Raw genomic sequence first — 15,750 nt, 5'->3', positions numbered from 1 at the left:
CCGGGGTGCCTGGCAGCCGTGGAGGGCCAAGGGGCAGAGGTGCCGGCGAACGGCCACGCCGCTCTGGGCAGCGCGTACCACTGCTGCTTTCAGGCAAGCCAGGCCGAGCGTTCTTGCCTGAACCTCACGCCCGGTCCGTCTCCGCACCCAGCGTTTCCAGCAGCCCATGCAAGTAGGCCCAGGGATAGATGCCGCGATCGTGGCCATCACTGAAGATCATCTGCACCCCATACCCCTGCAGCTCGATGCGCTCCAGACGCACCCTGCCCCGTACCGCAGCACCCTGCCCGCGAAGCCGAGCCGCGCGGCAGTGCGAGCAGGGGCAGGCCTGACGCAGCTGGGCATGACTGAACACGTGTGGGCGGTCCCACTCGATGACCAGCCAGCCTTCGTCACGCGCATTGCGCAGCGCCGTGGGCACCAGACTCATGACCCGTCCTCCAGCTGAAGCAAGGCAATCCGTACCGCCTTGTGCACCTCCGGATCGCCGTCGGGCTCGGCGGCGCGCAGCGCAGGCAGCGCTCGCACGTCACCCAGCTCACCCAACGCCAGCGCCGCCTCTTTGCGCAGAATGATTTCGCCCGGCATACCGCGTTCCGAGTAGGAGCGAGTTTGCTCGCGATGGGCGGCGAAGCAGCCCTAATGGCTGCAATCGCGCTTGATCAGACGGTCAGTGTCGCTTGGGGCAGGCCGGCTTCGCCGTCCCTCGCGAGCAAGCTCGCTCCTACCCCCGTGGCTCTCACAGAATGACGCGTGACACTTCAGGCCCCCGGCCACAGGTCGCAGACTGCAAACTGCAAACTGCAGCGCCTCGGAATGCCTCAGAACGCCTTGTCCAACTCGATCACCAGCGCTCGATAGCCCACGCTACCCGGCTGGCGGCTGTGCACCTTGAGCTCGACCAGCACCTCCTGGCTCCCGCGCCGCACCTCGTTGAGCACCGAGGTGGTGAGCTTCTCAGCGGTCAGGAAACCCACCGATGCGGAGTAGATGAACTGGGTATCGGTATCTGGGCGGTAGGCCACCACGGAGGTCACCGGGCTGTACCACTCCTCGCCCCGTTCCTGCCCATAGGCCCAGACCTGTTCGACCGTGCCCTGGGCCTCGTCGATGCGGTACTCCACCGCCCGGCTGTAATTGCCGGTCAGTTTGGTCGGGGCAAAATCGCGGCCCCAGCCGTTGTCGAACACCGTCAAGGTGCCCTGCCCGGTCAGCCAGGCGGTGTGCTGGGTCCAGGACCAGTCGAAGCCTTCGCTGTGCAGCGGCTTGAGCACTTTGGCCTGCAACGCCTCGGGCCAGCCCTGAGACGCCGCCAGAATCCATTTGACCGTTTTGTCCCGGCCAATCTTCACCACGCCCTGATGGCGCGCCGAGACGATGATGCTGTCGTCTGCCGGGTCGTAGTCGATGGCATTGACGTGCGCCCAGTTGCGCCCGGTGCCAACGCCAGGCGTATCGCCAAACGGCAGATCACCCTCGGCCAGCTCGTTGGCCAGGCGCTCGGTCTGCCTGACCACGCCCTCGGGCAACTGCACGGCGGCCTTGCCCAGCGTGCCGAGCAGATCGCCGCGGTACGGGTCGAGGATCTGGTTCAGGTCCCAGAAGTCGATGACATCCCCGGCTTCGTTCACCTCGATGATGTGGTCACGGATCGAGCGCACCCGCTTGCCATCGGGCCGACGGTAGTCGCTGGTGCCGACGCGCAGCAGGTAGGTGCCGTTGGCCGTCTCGCGGATTTCATGGGAAAAGTCGGCGAACTTGTCCGGCAGGTTGCGCTGCCACACACGCCGGCCCAGCAGGTCGAACTTCGAATAAGTCTGGCCCTGGCCCCAGATCAGCTTGCCGTCGCGGGTCTGTTGGAAGCCCATGGTGCCGCCCAGCCCATCGCGGCGGTTGGAGTCATGGATCTGCTCGATGTCCAGATACCAGCGCACCTCGCCGTTGGTGTCGGCAATCCAGTTGTTGCCCACCTGATCCCATTCCGCCGCTCCACCCAGGCCGTTCCACTTGAAGGCGCGCGCGCCGGGAATGTCGCCCTGCAAATGGTTGAACAGGTACAGCCGCTGTTCGAAACCCGGCGCGACCTTGATCGGCTGCACCTGCGGCAGGGCCGCGGTCTGGCTGGCTACGACCGGCAGGCGCACGGCGGGCGCATAGATCGCGTAGCGCTCGCGCAGGCGCTCGCCGTCCAGCGTGTAAGTGACCTGAACCTGGTTGACATAATCAGGGTAGAGCCCGAACACGGGAATTCCGCCATAGGTCCACAGCGAACGGTCGGACACGTCATAGGCGATGTCCACGCCCCGCTCGCCGCGGCCCAGTACGCGCACATGGACGTCACTCACGGTGCGCCCGCCGTCGCGAATCACGGCCGTCAGCGGGGCCAGGCGATACGGGTTGACCACCACATCACCGAGCAGCGCCTGGCTGCGCTCGGGCACGCGCGCGGTGAGGCAAGCGCCCGTGGGAAGGTCGAGGGTTGGCGTCTTGGCATTCATCGAAAGGCTCCTCAGAAGTCGTAGCGGGCTGTTGCACCGACGGTGCGCGGGGTACCGAGTACGCCGGAATAACCGCCGTTGGCGGAGTTCCAGAGACTGGTGAAATAGGTTTTGTCGCCGGCGTTCTTGACCCACAGCGACAGGTCGAGCACACCGTTGTCTTGGTTCAGGCGCACGCCGCCGGAAAGGTTGACGATGGCGTAGCTGGGAATCTGGCCGAACTCGGAATCGTCAAGTGTGCCCACGGCCCGCGAGCGCCATGCGTAGCTGGCGGTGACATAGGGTTCGATCTGCTCATCCACCTGCCACTTGTACTGGGTGTTGAGGTTGGCGATGTACTTGGACGCCCCCACCACCTGGTGCCCGGTCAGGTCGCAACTGGCAGCGCCTGTGGCAAAGCTCACTTCCGGTGCGCACGGCGCATCCTTGTAATCGGTGTAACGCACATCGTTCCAGGAGCCGTTGAGGCTCACCGTCAGGCCGGTGATCGGCAGCGCCGTGGCCTCCAGCTCCAGGCCCCGCGAGCGCACACTGCCGGCATTGGCCAGGTACTGCACGCGGTTGACCTGGTCGTAGACGTTGGCCTGGTAGCCGTGCACGTCGGCCCAGAACAGGTTGGCGTTGAGCAGCAGGCGGCGGTCGAGCAGCGTGCTCTTGACCCCCACCTCGGTGTTGTTGATGCGCTCGGTGCCGACGATCAGCGAGTCGGTGCCGGCCGTTGGCGCGGCGCCTACGCTGAGGTTCACGCCACCGGATTTCTCACCATGCGACACGCTGGCATAGCCGAGTACATCGTCGGTGAACTGGTAGCTCAGGCTGAGCAGCCCGGAGGGGCTGAAGCTGTATTGGTTGAGGTCGCCCGAATCGTAGGCGCCCGCCCGGCCCTGGCGAGCCGCAGCCGCACCACCGGTTACCGCCGCGCCGCCAACCGGCGTATCGCGGGTGATCCAGGCGCTCTTTTCTTCGTACGTGCCACGGATACCGGCGGTGAAATCCAGGCGGTCGGTCAGGTGCCAGGTGCCTTGGCCGAACAGGGCATAGCTGTCGGTGTCGATGTGTCCATCGCTGAGGCTGGTGATGTTGGCCAACGCGCCGCCGGGCGTGGCGCTCCACACGTCAGCCTGCGGGCCGTACTGGTAGGCCAGCTGGTTGTCCAGGTCCTGCTTGAAGTAATAGGCGCCGAGCACGTAGTCGAAGACGTCGTCCTTGGGCGAGGCCAGGCGGATTTCCTGCGAGTATTGTTTATCGCGCACCGAAACCCCGGCGTTGTAGTACACCGGCACATTCAGGCCGTCGTCGTTGCGCGGGGTGAAGTCCCACCAGCGATAGGCGCTGATGGAGGTCAGGGTGAAATCGTTCGGCAGGGTCCAGTTGGCTTCCAGCGACGTGCCGCCCTGGAACACCGTGACCTGCTGCTTGGAGTCGAGGTTGACCTTGCGCTGCTTGCCGTCCACCAGCGTGGCACCGGCCCGGGCGGCCAGGGTTTCGTAGCGGTTCACCCCGTTGAGGGTCGGGCCGGTGCTGAACAGGGCCAGGGTGCCGTTGCTGGAGTCTTCTTCGTTGTACTCGCCGATCCAGCGCAGGTTGAACGTCTCGCTGGGCTGGAACAACAGCTGGGTGCGAAAGCCCTGGCGCTTGCCGCCGTTCAGATCATCACCGTTGTAGACGTTCTTCACGTAGCCGTCGTCTTCGCTGCGATAGGCGCTGATGCGCCCGGCCAGGGTGTCGGTGAGCGGGCCCGAGAAGCTGCCTTGGGTCTGCCAGTAGCCGTCCTCACCAAACGAAGACTGGATGCTGCCTTCGCGCTGGAAGGTGGGCTTGCGTGTGGTGATGTTGAGCACGCCTGCGGTGGTGTTCTTGCCGAACAAGGTGCCTTGCGGGCCGCGCAGCACTTCGAGCTGGTCGACATCGAGCAGGTCGAACACCGCCATGCCGGGCCGGCCCAGGTAGACGTTGTCCAGGTACACCCCCACGCTGCCTTCCAGGCCATCACTGGCCGGATTGTTGCCCAGCCCGCGGATGGAAATGCTCGACTGGCGGGCATGGAAGTACGACACGTTGGTGCTGGGCACCAGTTGCTGGATGTCCTGCACGCGGTAGATGCGCTGGGTTTCCAGGGTCTCGCTGCCCAGCACGCTGATCGCGGTGGGCACGCGTTGCGAGGTTTCCTCACGGCGCCGGGCATTGACGGTCACGGTGCCCAGTTGCGCTTCCTGATCGGCTGCAGGCTTGACGCTGAGCGCAGGGTTTTCAGCAGCGCTGGCCTGGCCAGGACCGAACAGGGCCACTAACGTAGCGGCCGCCAGGGGTTGCAGGGTGAAGACCGAGGCGCGACTCGGACACTTGCAGGTTCGGGACATCCAATACTCCTTGAGGCGTAGGCACCAGGCGAGCATTTCCGTTGGCGGAACCGAATCGCGGGCAGAAACTGTATATTCGTTATGGGTCTATAAATATTTTTAAATCATATTTCATGGAATAAGAAAGACCCTTTATAAGTGGCTGCACCGAGATCCTCCATTGCATTCCACCGAAAGTTTCCATGTAGAAAATGCATATAGACCTGCGCCAACTCCGCCACTACGTCGCCCTTGTCGAGCACCGCAGTTTCGTCGCTGCAGCTGTTGCGGTGAACCTGTCGCAATCGGCATTCAGCCGCAGCATCCAGACCCTGGAGCACAACATCGGCTGTCGTCTGGTCGACCGCGGCAGCAAAGACCTCGAGCCCACGCGGCAGGGTCTGCTGGTGCTTGAGCATGCCCGGCGCCTGATGCATGGCGTGCATGACCTGACCACCGAACTCAGTCAGTTCAATGGCGCCACCACGGGTGTGGTGCGCTTTGGCAGTGGCCCAGCGCCGGCCGGCGGCCTGGTGCCACGAGCCGTGGCCCGGTTCGTGACCCAGTTCCCCGGCGCCCGGGCCTGTTTCCAGGTGGATAACTGGCAGGCGCTGCACCGCAAGCTGGTGGCTGAAGAGATCGAATTCTTCGTCGCCGACACGCGCCAGTTCGAGAGCGATCCGGACTACACCGTGCAGCGCTTGCAGCCGCAGCGCTGGCATTTCTGCTGCCGCGTGGGCCACCCACTGACGCAACAGCCGCACGTACTGGCGCGTGAGCTGTTCGATTACCCGCTGGCCACCACCTTTCGCCCCCCAGCGATCCGCAAAGTGCTGTGCGACTTGAGTGGACGCCCGGATTTCCTGCCCAGCGTGGAATGCGAACATGGCTACGCACTGCTCAACGTGGTGCTGCAGTCCAACACCATCGGCATCGCCTGCCACGGCAACCTGCGGCCTTACCGCATGGATCAGGGCCTGGTGGCCTTGACCCTGGCGGACCTCACACCCGCGCAAGCGGCGTCGTTCTATACCCACTACGGCATCGTCACCCGCGCTCGCTATCGTTTGTCATCCTTGGCCCTGGGGCTGGTCAGGCAGCTGGTGGCCTGCGATGAAGAAGACGGCACGGCACCCGTCGCCGAGCAGGCGACGGGGCGTCCCCAGTAGCCACGCAGCGCGCCTGGAAAAAACCCTGGTGGCGAGGCGTGCGACCAGGGCTCAGGGCGTTGCGGCGGGTGGGTACGGCGCTGTTCAGCCTTTGCGGATCGTTCGGCTCAGTTGTCCATCGACCCCGACCGGCACTTCCCCTGCCAACGTGACGCGGCGTACCACGCGCGCCTGGGTGCCATAGTCATCTACCGCGTAGTGCTGGGTGGCGCGGTTGTCCCAGATCGCCACGTCGCCCGCTTGCCAGCGCCAGCGCACGGTGTTTTCCAGACGCGTCACATGGCTTTGCAGCAACGAGAACAGGTGTGCTGAATCAGAAGTCGAATAGCCCTTGATGCGTTTGACGAAGTGCCCCAGTTGTAGCGCGCGCTCACCACTGAGCGGGTGTACGCGCACCACGGGATGCTCGGTCTCGTACACTGTGGAGGTAAACACCTTGCGGTAACGCTCCAGCTTGTCGGCACTGACGTCGGGGCGGATCACCGAGTAGTCGTAATCGTTGCTGTGCACCGCCCAGAGCTGGTCGGCCAGTTCGCGCAGCGCCGGTGGCAGGCCCGCATAGGCGCTGGCGGTGTTGGCCCACACGGTATCGCCACCGGTGGCCGGTGCCACGACGCTGCGCAGCACCGAGGCTTTCGGGTAGGCGTCGACGAAGGTGACATCGGTGTGCCACGACGACGCTCGCTGGCCTTGCGCGCCGTCGAGTTCGAGCACGTAGTGCGTGCCGTCCACCACCGGCACGGTGGGGTGGGCGACCGGCTCGCCGAGCAAGGTGGCGAAGGCCTCTTGCTGCTGATCGTCCAGGTGCTGTTGCTGGCGCACGAAGATCACCTTGTACTGCAGCAGGGCGGCCTGGATGGCTTCAACCGTTTCAGTGTCCAGGTCGGCGGACAGTGTCAGGCCGCGGATCTCGGCGCCAATGCGCCCGCCAATCGGCTGGATGTCCAGATGGACGGTGTGCGGCGCAGTGGCCAGTGCGGCATTGCTCATGGGGATAATCCTCGGTCGGGTCGTTGGGTGGCGGGCGAAACGTCAGCGGGCGGCCTGGGTGGCCTGGTTCTGTTGCAGTGCAGCGTCGAGAAAACGGGGTTCGATCCAGTCGGCAACCTTGAACCCTCGGCGAATCAGGCGCTCCTTGGCGGCCAGGTCGACGCCCTGCTGCAACAGGTCGACGAATTCGGCGTCCAGGCGGGGATCGAAGTAGTGCGCCAGGTCCTCGTTGGCCAGGTCGCTTTGCAGAATGCTTCTGGGCCAGTTGGCCGTGCTGGCGACGAGGTCCACGTAGGCCTCGCGATTGTTTTCGTCGCGCAGCCAGGTCACGGCTTTCTGCTGGGCCTGGACCACACGTGCGACGACCTCGGGGTAAAGGCGGATGAAGTCACCAGTGCCTAGCAGCACGGCCTGGGTGCTGCCAGCGCCTTGCAGATCGCGGGAATTGATCGGCAGCTCCACCAAACCGCGCTCGCGCAGCGAGAGCAGGTTGGACAGGCCCCAGGTGGCGTCGATCTGGCGCGCTGCGAGCGCGGCGTTCGAGGCGTTGAAGTCGAGGTTGATGACCTTGAAGTCGCGCTTCGACAACCCTTGGCTGGCCAACGCGCTGGCGAAGGAAAGCTGGTTGGCGGTGCCGCGGAACACAGCGACACGTTTGCCCTTGAGGTCCTGCAGGGTCTTGATGCCGGAACCTGGAACGACGCCCAGGTAACTCTTGACGCCCCGCACCCCGGCGGACAGCACGCGGGTGTCGAGGCCACTGGCCTTGCCGATGATTGCCGCCAGGTCGCCGAGGTAGGCGAAGTCCGCTTGCTGGTTGGCCAGTGCTTCGTTGACCACAGGCCCCGCCCCTTTGAAGAACAGCCACTCGATACGAATGCCATCGCTGGCAAATTCCTTTTCCAGCAACTGCTGATCGCGCAGCACATCCACCACCCCGCCGGCACTGGGCTTGCTGCCGGCGCTCAGGTCGGGCACGGCGATGCGGATGACCTCCGGTTGCTGGCGCTGTTCGGCATGGGCGAGCTCGACATGTCCAACCAAGGAGGCGGTGGCGATCAGCGTCAGGGCAAAAACGCTGGCAAAGCGGCGAAGAGGGTTGGGCATGCTCGTAGTCCTGGCGTCTGCAGCCGGCGGCACCGGCGTGGTGAGGCAAACACTAGGCACGCAGACTTAGAACCTACAAAGATCAAAACCCTATTTTCAAATACCCAAAATGCATAAACGAGCGCTCATGCGGCATTGCGCTTCACGTGCAGGCAGCGCATGGAAACTATGAGAAATACGCAACGCCCAGCGCCTTCCCCGCACCCTGGCCTCCATGCTCTTATGCCTAGATCGTATGAACTGTTTTTTTTAATTACTTAAACGCATAAATCATGCGCCGTTTGAACTATGTGCCTGCAACGCCCCACCTGGCGAAACGGAAAGAGAAACGGCCGAGCTCGCATTCGACCGCGCTCAGGTGCATCAGCACTTCAAGCCCGATTTCGACCTGGCATGGCGGCGTGCAGACCCGGCTCACCCAGCGCCTGCCGCGTTCTCGAGAGGTATTGCATGAGCCAGACCGTGCCCAGACCCACGCCCCTTGGCGGCTGGCAATTGCCATGGCGCCGCGTGCGCGTGCCAAGCCAGGTACTGCCGTGGCTGCTGCCGTTGGCGGTCGCTGGCTTATGGCAGGCGGCCAGCCATGGCCATTGGATGAGCGAGCAGATCCTGCCGGCACCGGCGCTGGTCTGGCAAAGCGCCCTGGAATTCGGCACCGGCGAATTGTGGGTACACCTGTGGATCAGCGTGCAACGGTTGTTCTGGGGCCTGGCAGCGGGTATTGCCGGGGGTTTGCTGCTCGGCAGCTGGCTAGGGGGTTCGCGGCGCGCCCAGACCCTGGTGCTGCCGACCTTCATTGGCGTGGCGCAAATCCCGACCTTGGCCTGGATTCCGCTGTTCATGCTGTTTTTCGGCATCGGTGAGCTACTCAAGCTGGTGGTGCTGATCAAGGCCGTGATCGTGCCGGTGACACTGCACACCCTGGTCGGGGTGCGCGATGCCCAGCCGAAACTGCGCGAGGCGGCCGCCACCCTGCGCCTGCCTGCCCACCTGGTGTTTCTACGGCTGTTGCTGCCTGCGGCCTTGCCGTCTTTTCTTGCCGGGGTGCGTCTGGCGCTGGCGGCCGGCTGGACGTCGCTGCTCGCCGTTGAGCTGCTGGCCTCCAGCGAGGGAATCGGCTATCTGATGGTCTGGGGGCGGCAGCTGTTCATGCTCGATCTGGTATTGCTGTGCATCGTGGTCATCGGCGTGATCGGGGCGCTGATGGATCGCGGCTTTACCGCCCTAGAACGACGCGCCCTGTACTGGCCGCAACCTGCAACGGGCGAGCGTGCTCAAGGTCCGATCGCGCGTGGTGCGTCGAGCCTGATCGTGCCCGTGCTGTTGCTGGTGCTCTGGCAAGTCACCGTCAGCCTGGGCTGGGTGGATCGCAACATCCTGGCATCGCCATTCGATGTGCTGACCAGCCTGGGCGCTGGCCTTGCCGATGGCTCGCTGATCGAGGCTCTGCGCCTGAGTTTGCAACGGGCACTGGCAGGGCTGCTGTTCGGCGGCATCGCAGGGCTGGTGGTGGGCCTGCTGCTGGCGATGTCGTTTACCGCCGAGCGGGTGCTGGGGCCGAGCCTGTCGGCGCTGCGCCAAGTGGCATTGTTCGCCTGGGTGCCATTGCTCACGGCCTGGTTCGGCCTGGGCGAGGCGACCAAGATCGTGTTCGTTTCGCTGGCCGCGTTCTTCCCCTTGCTGATCGCCACCCAGCGCGGCATCGCCAACTTGTCTCCACAACTCGATGAAGCCGCGCACGTGATGCGCCTGAGCCTGCCCAAGCGTTTGCGCCTGCTGCTGTTGCCAGGCGCCGCACCGGCCATTTTCGCAGGCCTGCGCCTGTCGTTGATCTACGCCTGGCTGGGCACCATCGGCGCCGAATACTTCATGCCCTCGAACGGCGGGATCGCCAGCCTGATGCTGGGCGCTCAACAATTGTTTCGCATGGACCAGGTCATGGCCGCCATGCTGCTGATCGGTGTGATCGGCGCGGCGCTCGGCTACCTGGGCCAACGTCTGGAATCACGCGCCACGCGCTGGAGAACCGCATGAATGCTCTGATTACCCCGGCCCGGACTACAGCCAGGCAAGCACACACCCCACCCCTGGTCAGCTTTGAACAGGTGAGCAAGTCGTTCACGGTGGACGGGCAAGCCCTGGAGGCAATTCGCGACTTCAACCTGGCCATCCATGAAGGCGAGTTCATCGCCATCGTCGGTTCATCGGGCTGCGGCAAGTCGACCTTGCTGCGCTTGCTGGTGGGACTGGACACTGCGTTCAGCGGCACCATCCAGGTGGACGGCCAGCCGGTGACCGGCATCGGCGGCGAGCGTGGGATCGTGTTTCAGGAGCACCGCCTGTTCCCCTGGCTGACGGTTCAGCAAAACATCGGCCTGGGGCTGGTCAACGAGCCACTGACCGCCGGTGAGCGGGCCCGGCGCATCCATGAACACGTGCTGCTGGTCGGGCTATCGGGCTTCGAGACCGCCTACCCCCATCAGCTCTCTGGCGGCATGGCGCAGCGCGTGGCCATCGCTCGCGGGCTGGTCGCCAGCCCGCGCATCCTGCTGCTGGACGAGCCGTTCGGTGCGCTGGATGCCCTGACCCGTCAGCAATTGCAGGATGAACTCCTGGCGATCCGTGAGCGCTCTGGCATCACCACCTTGTTGGTCACTCACGATGCCGAAGAAGCCACTTACCTGGCTGACCGCGTGGTGGTGCTCGAACCGCGCCCAGGACGCATAAAGGCCGTGGTGGACATCGACTTGCCGCACCCTCGCCAACGCACCAGCGTTGCGCTGCACACCTTGCGCGAAAGGGTGCTGCACCAGATCACCGGCGATAAGGGCTATCGCAGGCCATTGCCCGCACGGGTCGAAGGGCTGCGGCCGGAGTTGATTGCGCTGTAGGCGATGACGCGCTCGCCAAAGCGCCCCGAGGCCCGCCGCGTAGGGAAACGCCTACGAATCAAGGCAATGGACGCCATCGGCAGACATGGGTATCATTGCGCCGCGTTGCACTCGTAGCTCAGCTGGATAGAGTATTGCCCTCCGAAGGCAGTGGTCGTGGGTTCGAATCCCGCCGAGTGCGCCATCTATTTCGCCATGTTCATGGCACTGCGTTGCCAACGCCGCTTATCGGTGGGTACACGCACTCGCAAACGGCCCCGCTAATCTCGATTGGCGGGGCCGTTTGCTTTTCGGTTTTCCGTAAGTGCCGATGCATGCCTTGGCCGTGGTGCCGAGCGCATTCTGCTGGGTCGGGAGGCGTCGCACGTCCACGCCTGTCTGCACACTCGGCCTCAGCGACCGGCTTGCTCTCAACTCGCGAATGGCTCGTTTCAGCCCATGGCGTTTTTCAATCAGGTCGATGCCGTTTTCTGCGTTGCCGCCGAGCGCGCGGTGCAGGATGCTTGCGTAACCGGCGCGCGATCGCTGACCCCACCCCGTAGAGGCCCGTATGAAAAACGTCGAACACATCCTCAAGGCCAAATCCGATCACCAGACGGTCTACACCATCGGTCCGGACGAATCGGTGCTGCAAGCGCTCAAGCTGCTCGCCGAAAAGAACATCGGGGCGCTGCCGGTGGTGGAAGATGGCCAAGTGGTGGGCATCGTCAGTGAGCGCGATTACGCGCGCAAGCTGGTGCTCAAAGGTCGTTCCTCTGCGGTAACGCCTGTGCGCGAGATCATGAGTGCACCGGTGGTCTTCGTCGAACCCAAGCACAACCTTGAGTACTGCATGAACCTGATGACCAACCGTCACCTGCGCCACTTGCCGGTGGTGGATAACGGTGAGCTGCTGGGGTTGCTGTCGATTGGCGACCTGGTGAAGGAAACCATTGCCGAACAAGCGGGGTTGATCATCAAGCTGGAGCAGTACATTCGCGGCGAATGACCGCCAGCGTTCAGTGGTAGGCGCGTTCCAGTTCGTCGAGCTAATGATCGAAGCGTTTGAGCCGCGCTGACCAGGTATAGACCAGCACTTCCAGGTCGCGGCTGAGTACTGCCGTCGCACCGCTGCGGGCACTGGATGGCTCGACCACGTCCAGTTGATAACGGTCACGCGCCATGGCGGTGGCAACGCTGGACAGGTCACGGGCGTTGGCCAGCCAGTGATGGCGAGGGTCGTGAACTTCCCTGTCCAGCGCCCTGCATTGGCACCTGAGCGCCTCCAGACACTGTTCGAGCGGCGTGTCCTTGAGCTCGCCCATGACCTCCTCGAAAGTGCGGCCAGAGTGCCAGTAGCTGCCCCAGAAATAGCGATCGAACACGGTCTCGACCCGGCGCAGTGCAACCTTGGTGTTCCAGAGGGTCACAAGGGTATGGCCCTGGCGGACTTCACGTCGATTCAGCTTGAGCGATTGCCAGGCGATCCAGCTCAGCGCCACCAAGGCACCGGCGATCGACAGCAGGGCCACGGCCTGCAGAAACTGCACAGCGTGGCTCAGTTGCAGGGCATGGCGGATGCCCTGGAAAAACCCGGCAGTCATGGTGCCCAGCACCAGCAAGGCACACCAGAACGCGGGTGCGTAGGGGTCCTTCATGGCGCCTCCCCCTTGGGTTTTCCTGAGCATAGCAATGCCTTCGGAACGGGGCAGGCGCCGCTGGGCGGTTATGTGTTGGGTTCGTGCAGCGCTACGTTCAACTGGTCGATGATCGGGATCCAGTCGGAGTCGGCGATGTAGTTTTCCTTGAGGAAAGCACGCTGACCTTCGCTCCAGAACGGCGCATCCACCAACTTCACGTCGTCATCGAGCGGCCCATGGGTGGTGATGAACTGTTGAATCTCTGCGGGCTCGTCGCCAATGCCTAGCTGCTTGAAAAGATCGGGATAGGTAGGAATCGGTGCGTCCATGTTGCCTCCACTGCGCCGGCCCGAGGGTGTCGGGCACATCGGCGGGTTTACGTCGGGGCGGGCGGTTGCCTCACCCCCTGGAACGTAGACAGCAATGGACCGGGCATAGGTTCCTGAAATCTTCCCTTACAGCGGCGCGCGGCGCAGTGTGGCCAGGAAGGTCGCGGCACCCAGGAACAGCCCGGCGAAGGTCCGGTTGAGGCGTTTCTGCTGGCGCGGCGTGCGCAGCAGACGCAGCACGCGTGAGGCCAGCCCCGTATAGCCGGCCATCACCAGCAGATCGACGGTGACCATGGTGGCGGCGATGGTGAGGTACTGCGCCAGCAAGGGCGCATGCGGGTCGATGAATTGCGGCAGCACTGCCAGCATGAACACCAGCGCCTTGGGGTTGCTGACATTCACCAGAAAACCTCGCGCAACCAGCACCAGCGGTTTGCCCAAGGGGCGAATACCGCTGTCGTCGCTCATGTCCATGGGCAAGGCGCGCCACTGCCGGTAGGCGAGGTACACCAGATAAGCCACGCCAAACCACTTGATGACCTGAAAAGCGGTCGCCGAGGCCGCCAGGATGGCGCCCACACCGGCCGCGACCACAGCGATCTGCACGACCAGGCCCAATTGCAGGCCCAACGCGTTCCAGTAGCCACGCCAGAAGCCGTATTGCAGGCCGCTGGACATCGAGGCGATAGCCCCCGCGCCCGGCGACAGGCTGATTACCCAGCACGCAGCGAAAAACGCCAACCAGGTCTCAATGGTCATCACACACCTCGAACAGGAGAATTTGCAAACGTTACGCTAATCTGCCGCGGCTAAAAGCGCCAGCGCGTTGAAGGCCCAACGCCACCTCGCTCAACCGATTGCGGTCAAGCGAGGCACGCCAGGTTTCACGACAAGGCTTCGAGTTCGGCCTGCATCGCCTCAAGGGTTTCCAACGCCTCCATCCACGCCTCTTCCAGCTCACCTTCACGCTGCTTGAGGGTGGTCTGGCGGGCCAGCAGCTCGCGCAGCTGGTCCTTGCGTGCGGCCTCGTACAAGCCGCCGTCACCCAGCGCGGTCTCGATGTCGGCGAGTTGGCTGTGGACCTGGCCCAGCTCGGCTTCGAGCTTGTCGGCGGTGCGCTTGTGCGGCGCCAGTTGCTGGCGCAAGGCCGCGGCGGCCTGGCGCTGGGCTTTCTTGTCGGTCTTGTCCGGATTGCCCGCGCTGGTGCTGGCAGGGGCGCTGCGCTGACGGTAATCAAGCAGCCAACGGCTGTAGTCTTCGAGGTCACCCTCGAAGCTTTCGACCTTGCCGTCTGCGACCAGCAGGAAGTCATCGGTGGTGCTCTTGAGCAGATGACGGTCGTGCGAGACCACCACCACGGCGCCGCTGAATTCCTGCAACGCCATGGTCAGGGCCAAGCGCATTTCCAGATCGAGGTGGTTGGTGGGTTCATCGAGCAGCAGCAGGTTCGGCCGTTCCCAGGCGATCAGCGCCAAGGCCAGACGCGCCTTCTCGCCACCGGAGAAGTTCAGCACCGGCTCATCGACCCGATTGCCATGAAAATCGAACCCCCCGAGGAAGTCGCGCAGGGTTTGCTCGCGCTCGCCCAGCGCCAGGCGCTGCAGGTGCAGTAGCGGGCTGGCCTTGTCGTCGAGCGAGTCGAGCTGGTGCTGGGCGAAGTAGCCGACCGCGAGGTTCTCGCCACGCACCAACCGCCCGCCGATGGGCTGCAGTTCGCCAGCCAGGTTCTTGATCAGGGTGGACTTGCCCGCACCGTTGGGGCCCAGCAGGCCAATGCGCGCACCGGGGACCAATTGCAGCTTGACCTTGTCGAGGATGACCTTGTCGGCATAACCGAGGCGGCCTTCGGAGAGGTCGAGCAATGGGTTAGACAGCTTGTGCGACTCGCGGAAGACAAAGTCGAACGGCGAATCAACGTGGGCCGCCGACAACTCTTCCATGCGCTCCAGGGCCTTGATCCGGCTCTGCGCCTGGCGCGCCTTGGTGGCCTGGGCCTTGAAGCGGGCGATGTACTTTTCCATGTGCGCGCGCTGGGCCTGCTGCTTCTCATAGGCCTGCTGCTGCTGCGCCAGACGCTCGGCGCGGGTGCGCTCGAACGCGCTGTAGCCGCCTTTGTAGAGGTTGAGCTTGCGTTGCTCGACGTGCAGCACGTGGTCGACCACTGCATCGAGGAAATCCCGGTCGTGGGAAATCAGCAGCAGTGTGCCGGCGTAGCCTTTGAGCCAGTCTTCGAGCCAGAGGATGGCATCGAGGTCCAAGTGGTTGGTGGGCTCATCGAGCAGCAGCAGGTCAGAGGGGCACATCAGCGCCTGGGCCAGGCTCAGGCGCATCCGCCAACCACCGGAGAAGTCGCCGACACGGCGGTCCATCTGTTCGTTGCTAAAGCCCAGCCCGGCCAGCAGCTTGCGCGCGCGGGCATCGGCGGTGTAGCCGTCGGCGCTGTCGAATTCACTGTGCAGGCGTGCCAGCGCGGTACCGTCGTGGGCCTGTTCGGCGGCCTCGAGCTGGCCTTGAACCTGACGCAGGCGCAGGTCACCATCGAGCACATAATCGATGGCCACGCGCTCGAGCGTATCGACCTCCTGGCGCATGTGCGCGATGCGCCAGTCGGCGGGCAGCAGGCAGTCGCCGCCGTCGGGCGACAGCTCGCCACGCAGCAAGGCGAACAGGCTGGATTTGCCGGCGCCGTTGGCACCGATCAGGCCGGCTTTGTGGCCGGTGTGCAGGGTCATTTCGGCGCCATCTAGCAGGCGCTGAGGACCACGCTGTAAAGTGAGGTTGGATAGTCTGATCATGATGGTCGCGGAG

General features: G+C 64.1%; 13 protein-coding genes, 1 tRNA gene and 1 pseudogene. 5 read left to right on the top strand and 10 right to left on the bottom strand.

The window, feature by feature from the left end; genetic code table 11:
- Positions 1-124: 124 nt before the first annotated feature.
- The 4 genes and pseudogenes from SJI00_RS19125 to SJI00_RS19110 all read right to left on the bottom strand — a co-directional run bounded on the left by SJI00_RS19125 (position 125) and on the right by SJI00_RS19110 (position 4,858).
- Complete coding sequence (locus tag SJI00_RS19125; protein WP_322463242.1) at positions 125-430, bottom strand: DUF971 domain-containing protein; 306 nt, start codon at positions 428-430, stop codon at positions 125-127.
- Positions 427-570 (bottom strand): annotated as a pseudogene (locus SJI00_RS19120) (HEAT repeat domain-containing protein); the annotation flags it as partial. The pseudogene SJI00_RS19120 and the gene SJI00_RS19125, both read right to left, overlap by 4 nt.
- 251 nt (positions 571-821) lie before the next feature.
- Positions 822-2,498, bottom strand: a complete 1,677-nt coding sequence (locus SJI00_RS19115; RefSeq protein ID WP_322463241.1) for an aryl-sulfate sulfotransferase — start codon at positions 2,496-2,498, stop codon at positions 822-824.
- Between the two features lie 11 nt (positions 2,499-2,509).
- Complete coding sequence (locus tag SJI00_RS19110) at positions 2,510-4,858, bottom strand: TonB-dependent receptor (protein WP_322463240.1); 2,349 nt, start codon at positions 4,856-4,858, stop codon at positions 2,510-2,512.
- A 191-nt stretch (positions 4,859-5,049) separates the two neighbouring features.
- Between SJI00_RS19110 and SJI00_RS19105 the strand changes: the two genes are divergently transcribed.
- The gene (locus SJI00_RS19105; RefSeq protein ID WP_322463239.1) at positions 5,050-6,006 is read left to right on the top strand and encodes a LysR family transcriptional regulator; all 957 of its coding nucleotides are present in this window, start codon (positions 5,050-5,052) and stop codon (positions 6,004-6,006) included.
- Positions 6,007-6,090: 84 nt separating this feature from the next.
- Here SJI00_RS19105 and SJI00_RS19100 read toward each other — a convergent pair whose 3' ends face one another.
- Together SJI00_RS19100 and SJI00_RS19095 are read right to left on the bottom strand one after the other, a co-directional pair.
- Positions 6,091-6,996, bottom strand: coding sequence for a TauD/TfdA dioxygenase family protein (locus SJI00_RS19100; RefSeq protein WP_322463238.1), 906 nt, complete (start codon positions 6,994-6,996; stop codon positions 6,091-6,093).
- Between the two features lie 42 nt (positions 6,997-7,038).
- Entirely contained in the window at positions 7,039-8,103 is a 1,065-nt protein-coding gene (locus SJI00_RS19095; protein ID WP_322463237.1) for an ABC transporter substrate-binding protein, read from the bottom strand.
- Positions 8,104-8,553: 450 nt separating this feature from the next.
- Here SJI00_RS19095 and SJI00_RS19090 point away from each other — a divergent pair, with 450 nt between their 5' ends.
- The 4 genes from SJI00_RS19090 to SJI00_RS19075 all read left to right on the top strand — a co-directional run bounded on the left by SJI00_RS19090 (position 8,554) and on the right by SJI00_RS19075 (position 11,982).
- Positions 8,554-10,137 (top strand): ABC transporter permease, encoded by a 1,584-nt coding sequence (locus SJI00_RS19090; protein ID WP_322463236.1) that lies wholly within the window; start codon positions 8,554-8,556, stop codon positions 10,135-10,137.
- Positions 10,134-10,994, top strand: coding sequence for an ABC transporter ATP-binding protein (locus SJI00_RS19085; protein ID WP_322463235.1), 861 nt, complete (start codon positions 10,134-10,136; stop codon positions 10,992-10,994). The genes SJI00_RS19090 and SJI00_RS19085 overlap by 4 nt, the downstream gene beginning before the upstream one ends.
- A gap of 107 nt (positions 10,995-11,101) precedes the next feature.
- Positions 11,102-11,178 (top strand) — tRNA-Arg (locus tag SJI00_RS19080).
- A 366-nt stretch (positions 11,179-11,544) separates the two neighbouring features.
- Positions 11,545-11,982, top strand: coding sequence for a CBS domain-containing protein (locus tag SJI00_RS19075; protein ID WP_322463234.1), 438 nt, complete (start codon positions 11,545-11,547; stop codon positions 11,980-11,982).
- A 40-nt stretch (positions 11,983-12,022) separates the two neighbouring features.
- Here SJI00_RS19075 and SJI00_RS19070 read toward each other — a convergent pair whose 3' ends face one another.
- The 4 genes from SJI00_RS19070 to SJI00_RS19055 form a co-directional block, all read right to left on the bottom strand.
- The gene (locus SJI00_RS19070) at positions 12,023-12,631 is read right to left on the bottom strand and encodes an NADH:ubiquinone oxidoreductase subunit N (RefSeq protein ID WP_322463233.1); all 609 of its coding nucleotides are present in this window, start codon (positions 12,629-12,631) and stop codon (positions 12,023-12,025) included.
- Positions 12,632-12,699: 68 nt separating this feature from the next.
- Positions 12,700-12,942, bottom strand: coding sequence for a DUF2789 domain-containing protein (locus SJI00_RS19065; protein WP_322463232.1), 243 nt, complete (start codon positions 12,940-12,942; stop codon positions 12,700-12,702).
- A gap of 126 nt (positions 12,943-13,068) precedes the next feature.
- Positions 13,069-13,701, bottom strand: a complete 633-nt coding sequence (locus tag SJI00_RS19060) for a LysE family transporter (RefSeq protein WP_322463231.1) — start codon at positions 13,699-13,701, stop codon at positions 13,069-13,071.
- Positions 13,702-13,826: 125 nt separating this feature from the next.
- Positions 13,827-15,737 (bottom strand): ATP-binding cassette domain-containing protein, encoded by a 1,911-nt coding sequence (locus SJI00_RS19055; RefSeq protein ID WP_322463230.1) that lies wholly within the window; start codon positions 15,735-15,737, stop codon positions 13,827-13,829.
- Positions 15,738-15,750 lie beyond the last annotated feature (13 nt).

The organism is Pseudomonas gebzensis, from assembly GCF_034427815.1.
GTDB lineage: Bacteria > Pseudomonadota > Gammaproteobacteria > Pseudomonadales > Pseudomonadaceae > Aquipseudomonas.
The sequence above is the reverse complement of the archived record's forward strand: the minus strand, read 5'-3'. Positions and strand labels throughout refer to the sequence as shown.

Coding starts and splice junctions, on each gene's coding strand:
- SJI00_RS19125 (WP_322463242.1), bottom strand. CDS start 430: ATGAGTCTGGTGCCCACGGCGCTGCGCAATGCGCGTGACGAAGGCTGG.
- SJI00_RS19115 (WP_322463241.1), bottom strand. CDS start 2,498: ATGAATGCCAAGACGCCAACCCTCGACCTTCCCACGGGCGCTTGCCTC.
- SJI00_RS19110 (WP_322463240.1), bottom strand. CDS start 4,858: ATGTCCCGAACCTGCAAGTGTCCGAGTCGCGCCTCGGTCTTCACCCTG.
- SJI00_RS19105 (WP_322463239.1), top strand. CDS start 5,050: ATGCATATAGACCTGCGCCAACTCCGCCACTACGTCGCCCTTGTCGAG.
- SJI00_RS19100 (WP_322463238.1), bottom strand. CDS start 6,996: ATGAGCAATGCCGCACTGGCCACTGCGCCGCACACCGTCCATCTGGAC.
- SJI00_RS19095 (WP_322463237.1), bottom strand. CDS start 8,103: ATGCCCAACCCTCTTCGCCGCTTTGCCAGCGTTTTTGCCCTGACGCTG.
- SJI00_RS19090 (WP_322463236.1), top strand. CDS start 8,554: ATGAGCCAGACCGTGCCCAGACCCACGCCCCTTGGCGGCTGGCAATTG.
- SJI00_RS19085 (WP_322463235.1), top strand. CDS start 10,134: ATGAATGCTCTGATTACCCCGGCCCGGACTACAGCCAGGCAAGCACAC.
- SJI00_RS19075 (WP_322463234.1), top strand. CDS start 11,545: ATGAAAAACGTCGAACACATCCTCAAGGCCAAATCCGATCACCAGACG.
- SJI00_RS19070 (WP_322463233.1), bottom strand. CDS start 12,631: ATGAAGGACCCCTACGCACCCGCGTTCTGGTGTGCCTTGCTGGTGCTG.
- SJI00_RS19065 (WP_322463232.1), bottom strand. CDS start 12,942: ATGGACGCACCGATTCCTACCTATCCCGATCTTTTCAAGCAGCTAGGC.
- SJI00_RS19060 (WP_322463231.1), bottom strand. CDS start 13,701: ATGACCATTGAGACCTGGTTGGCGTTTTTCGCTGCGTGCTGGGTAATC.
- SJI00_RS19055 (WP_322463230.1), bottom strand. CDS start 15,737: ATGATCAGACTATCCAACCTCACTTTACAGCGTGGTCCTCAGCGCCTG.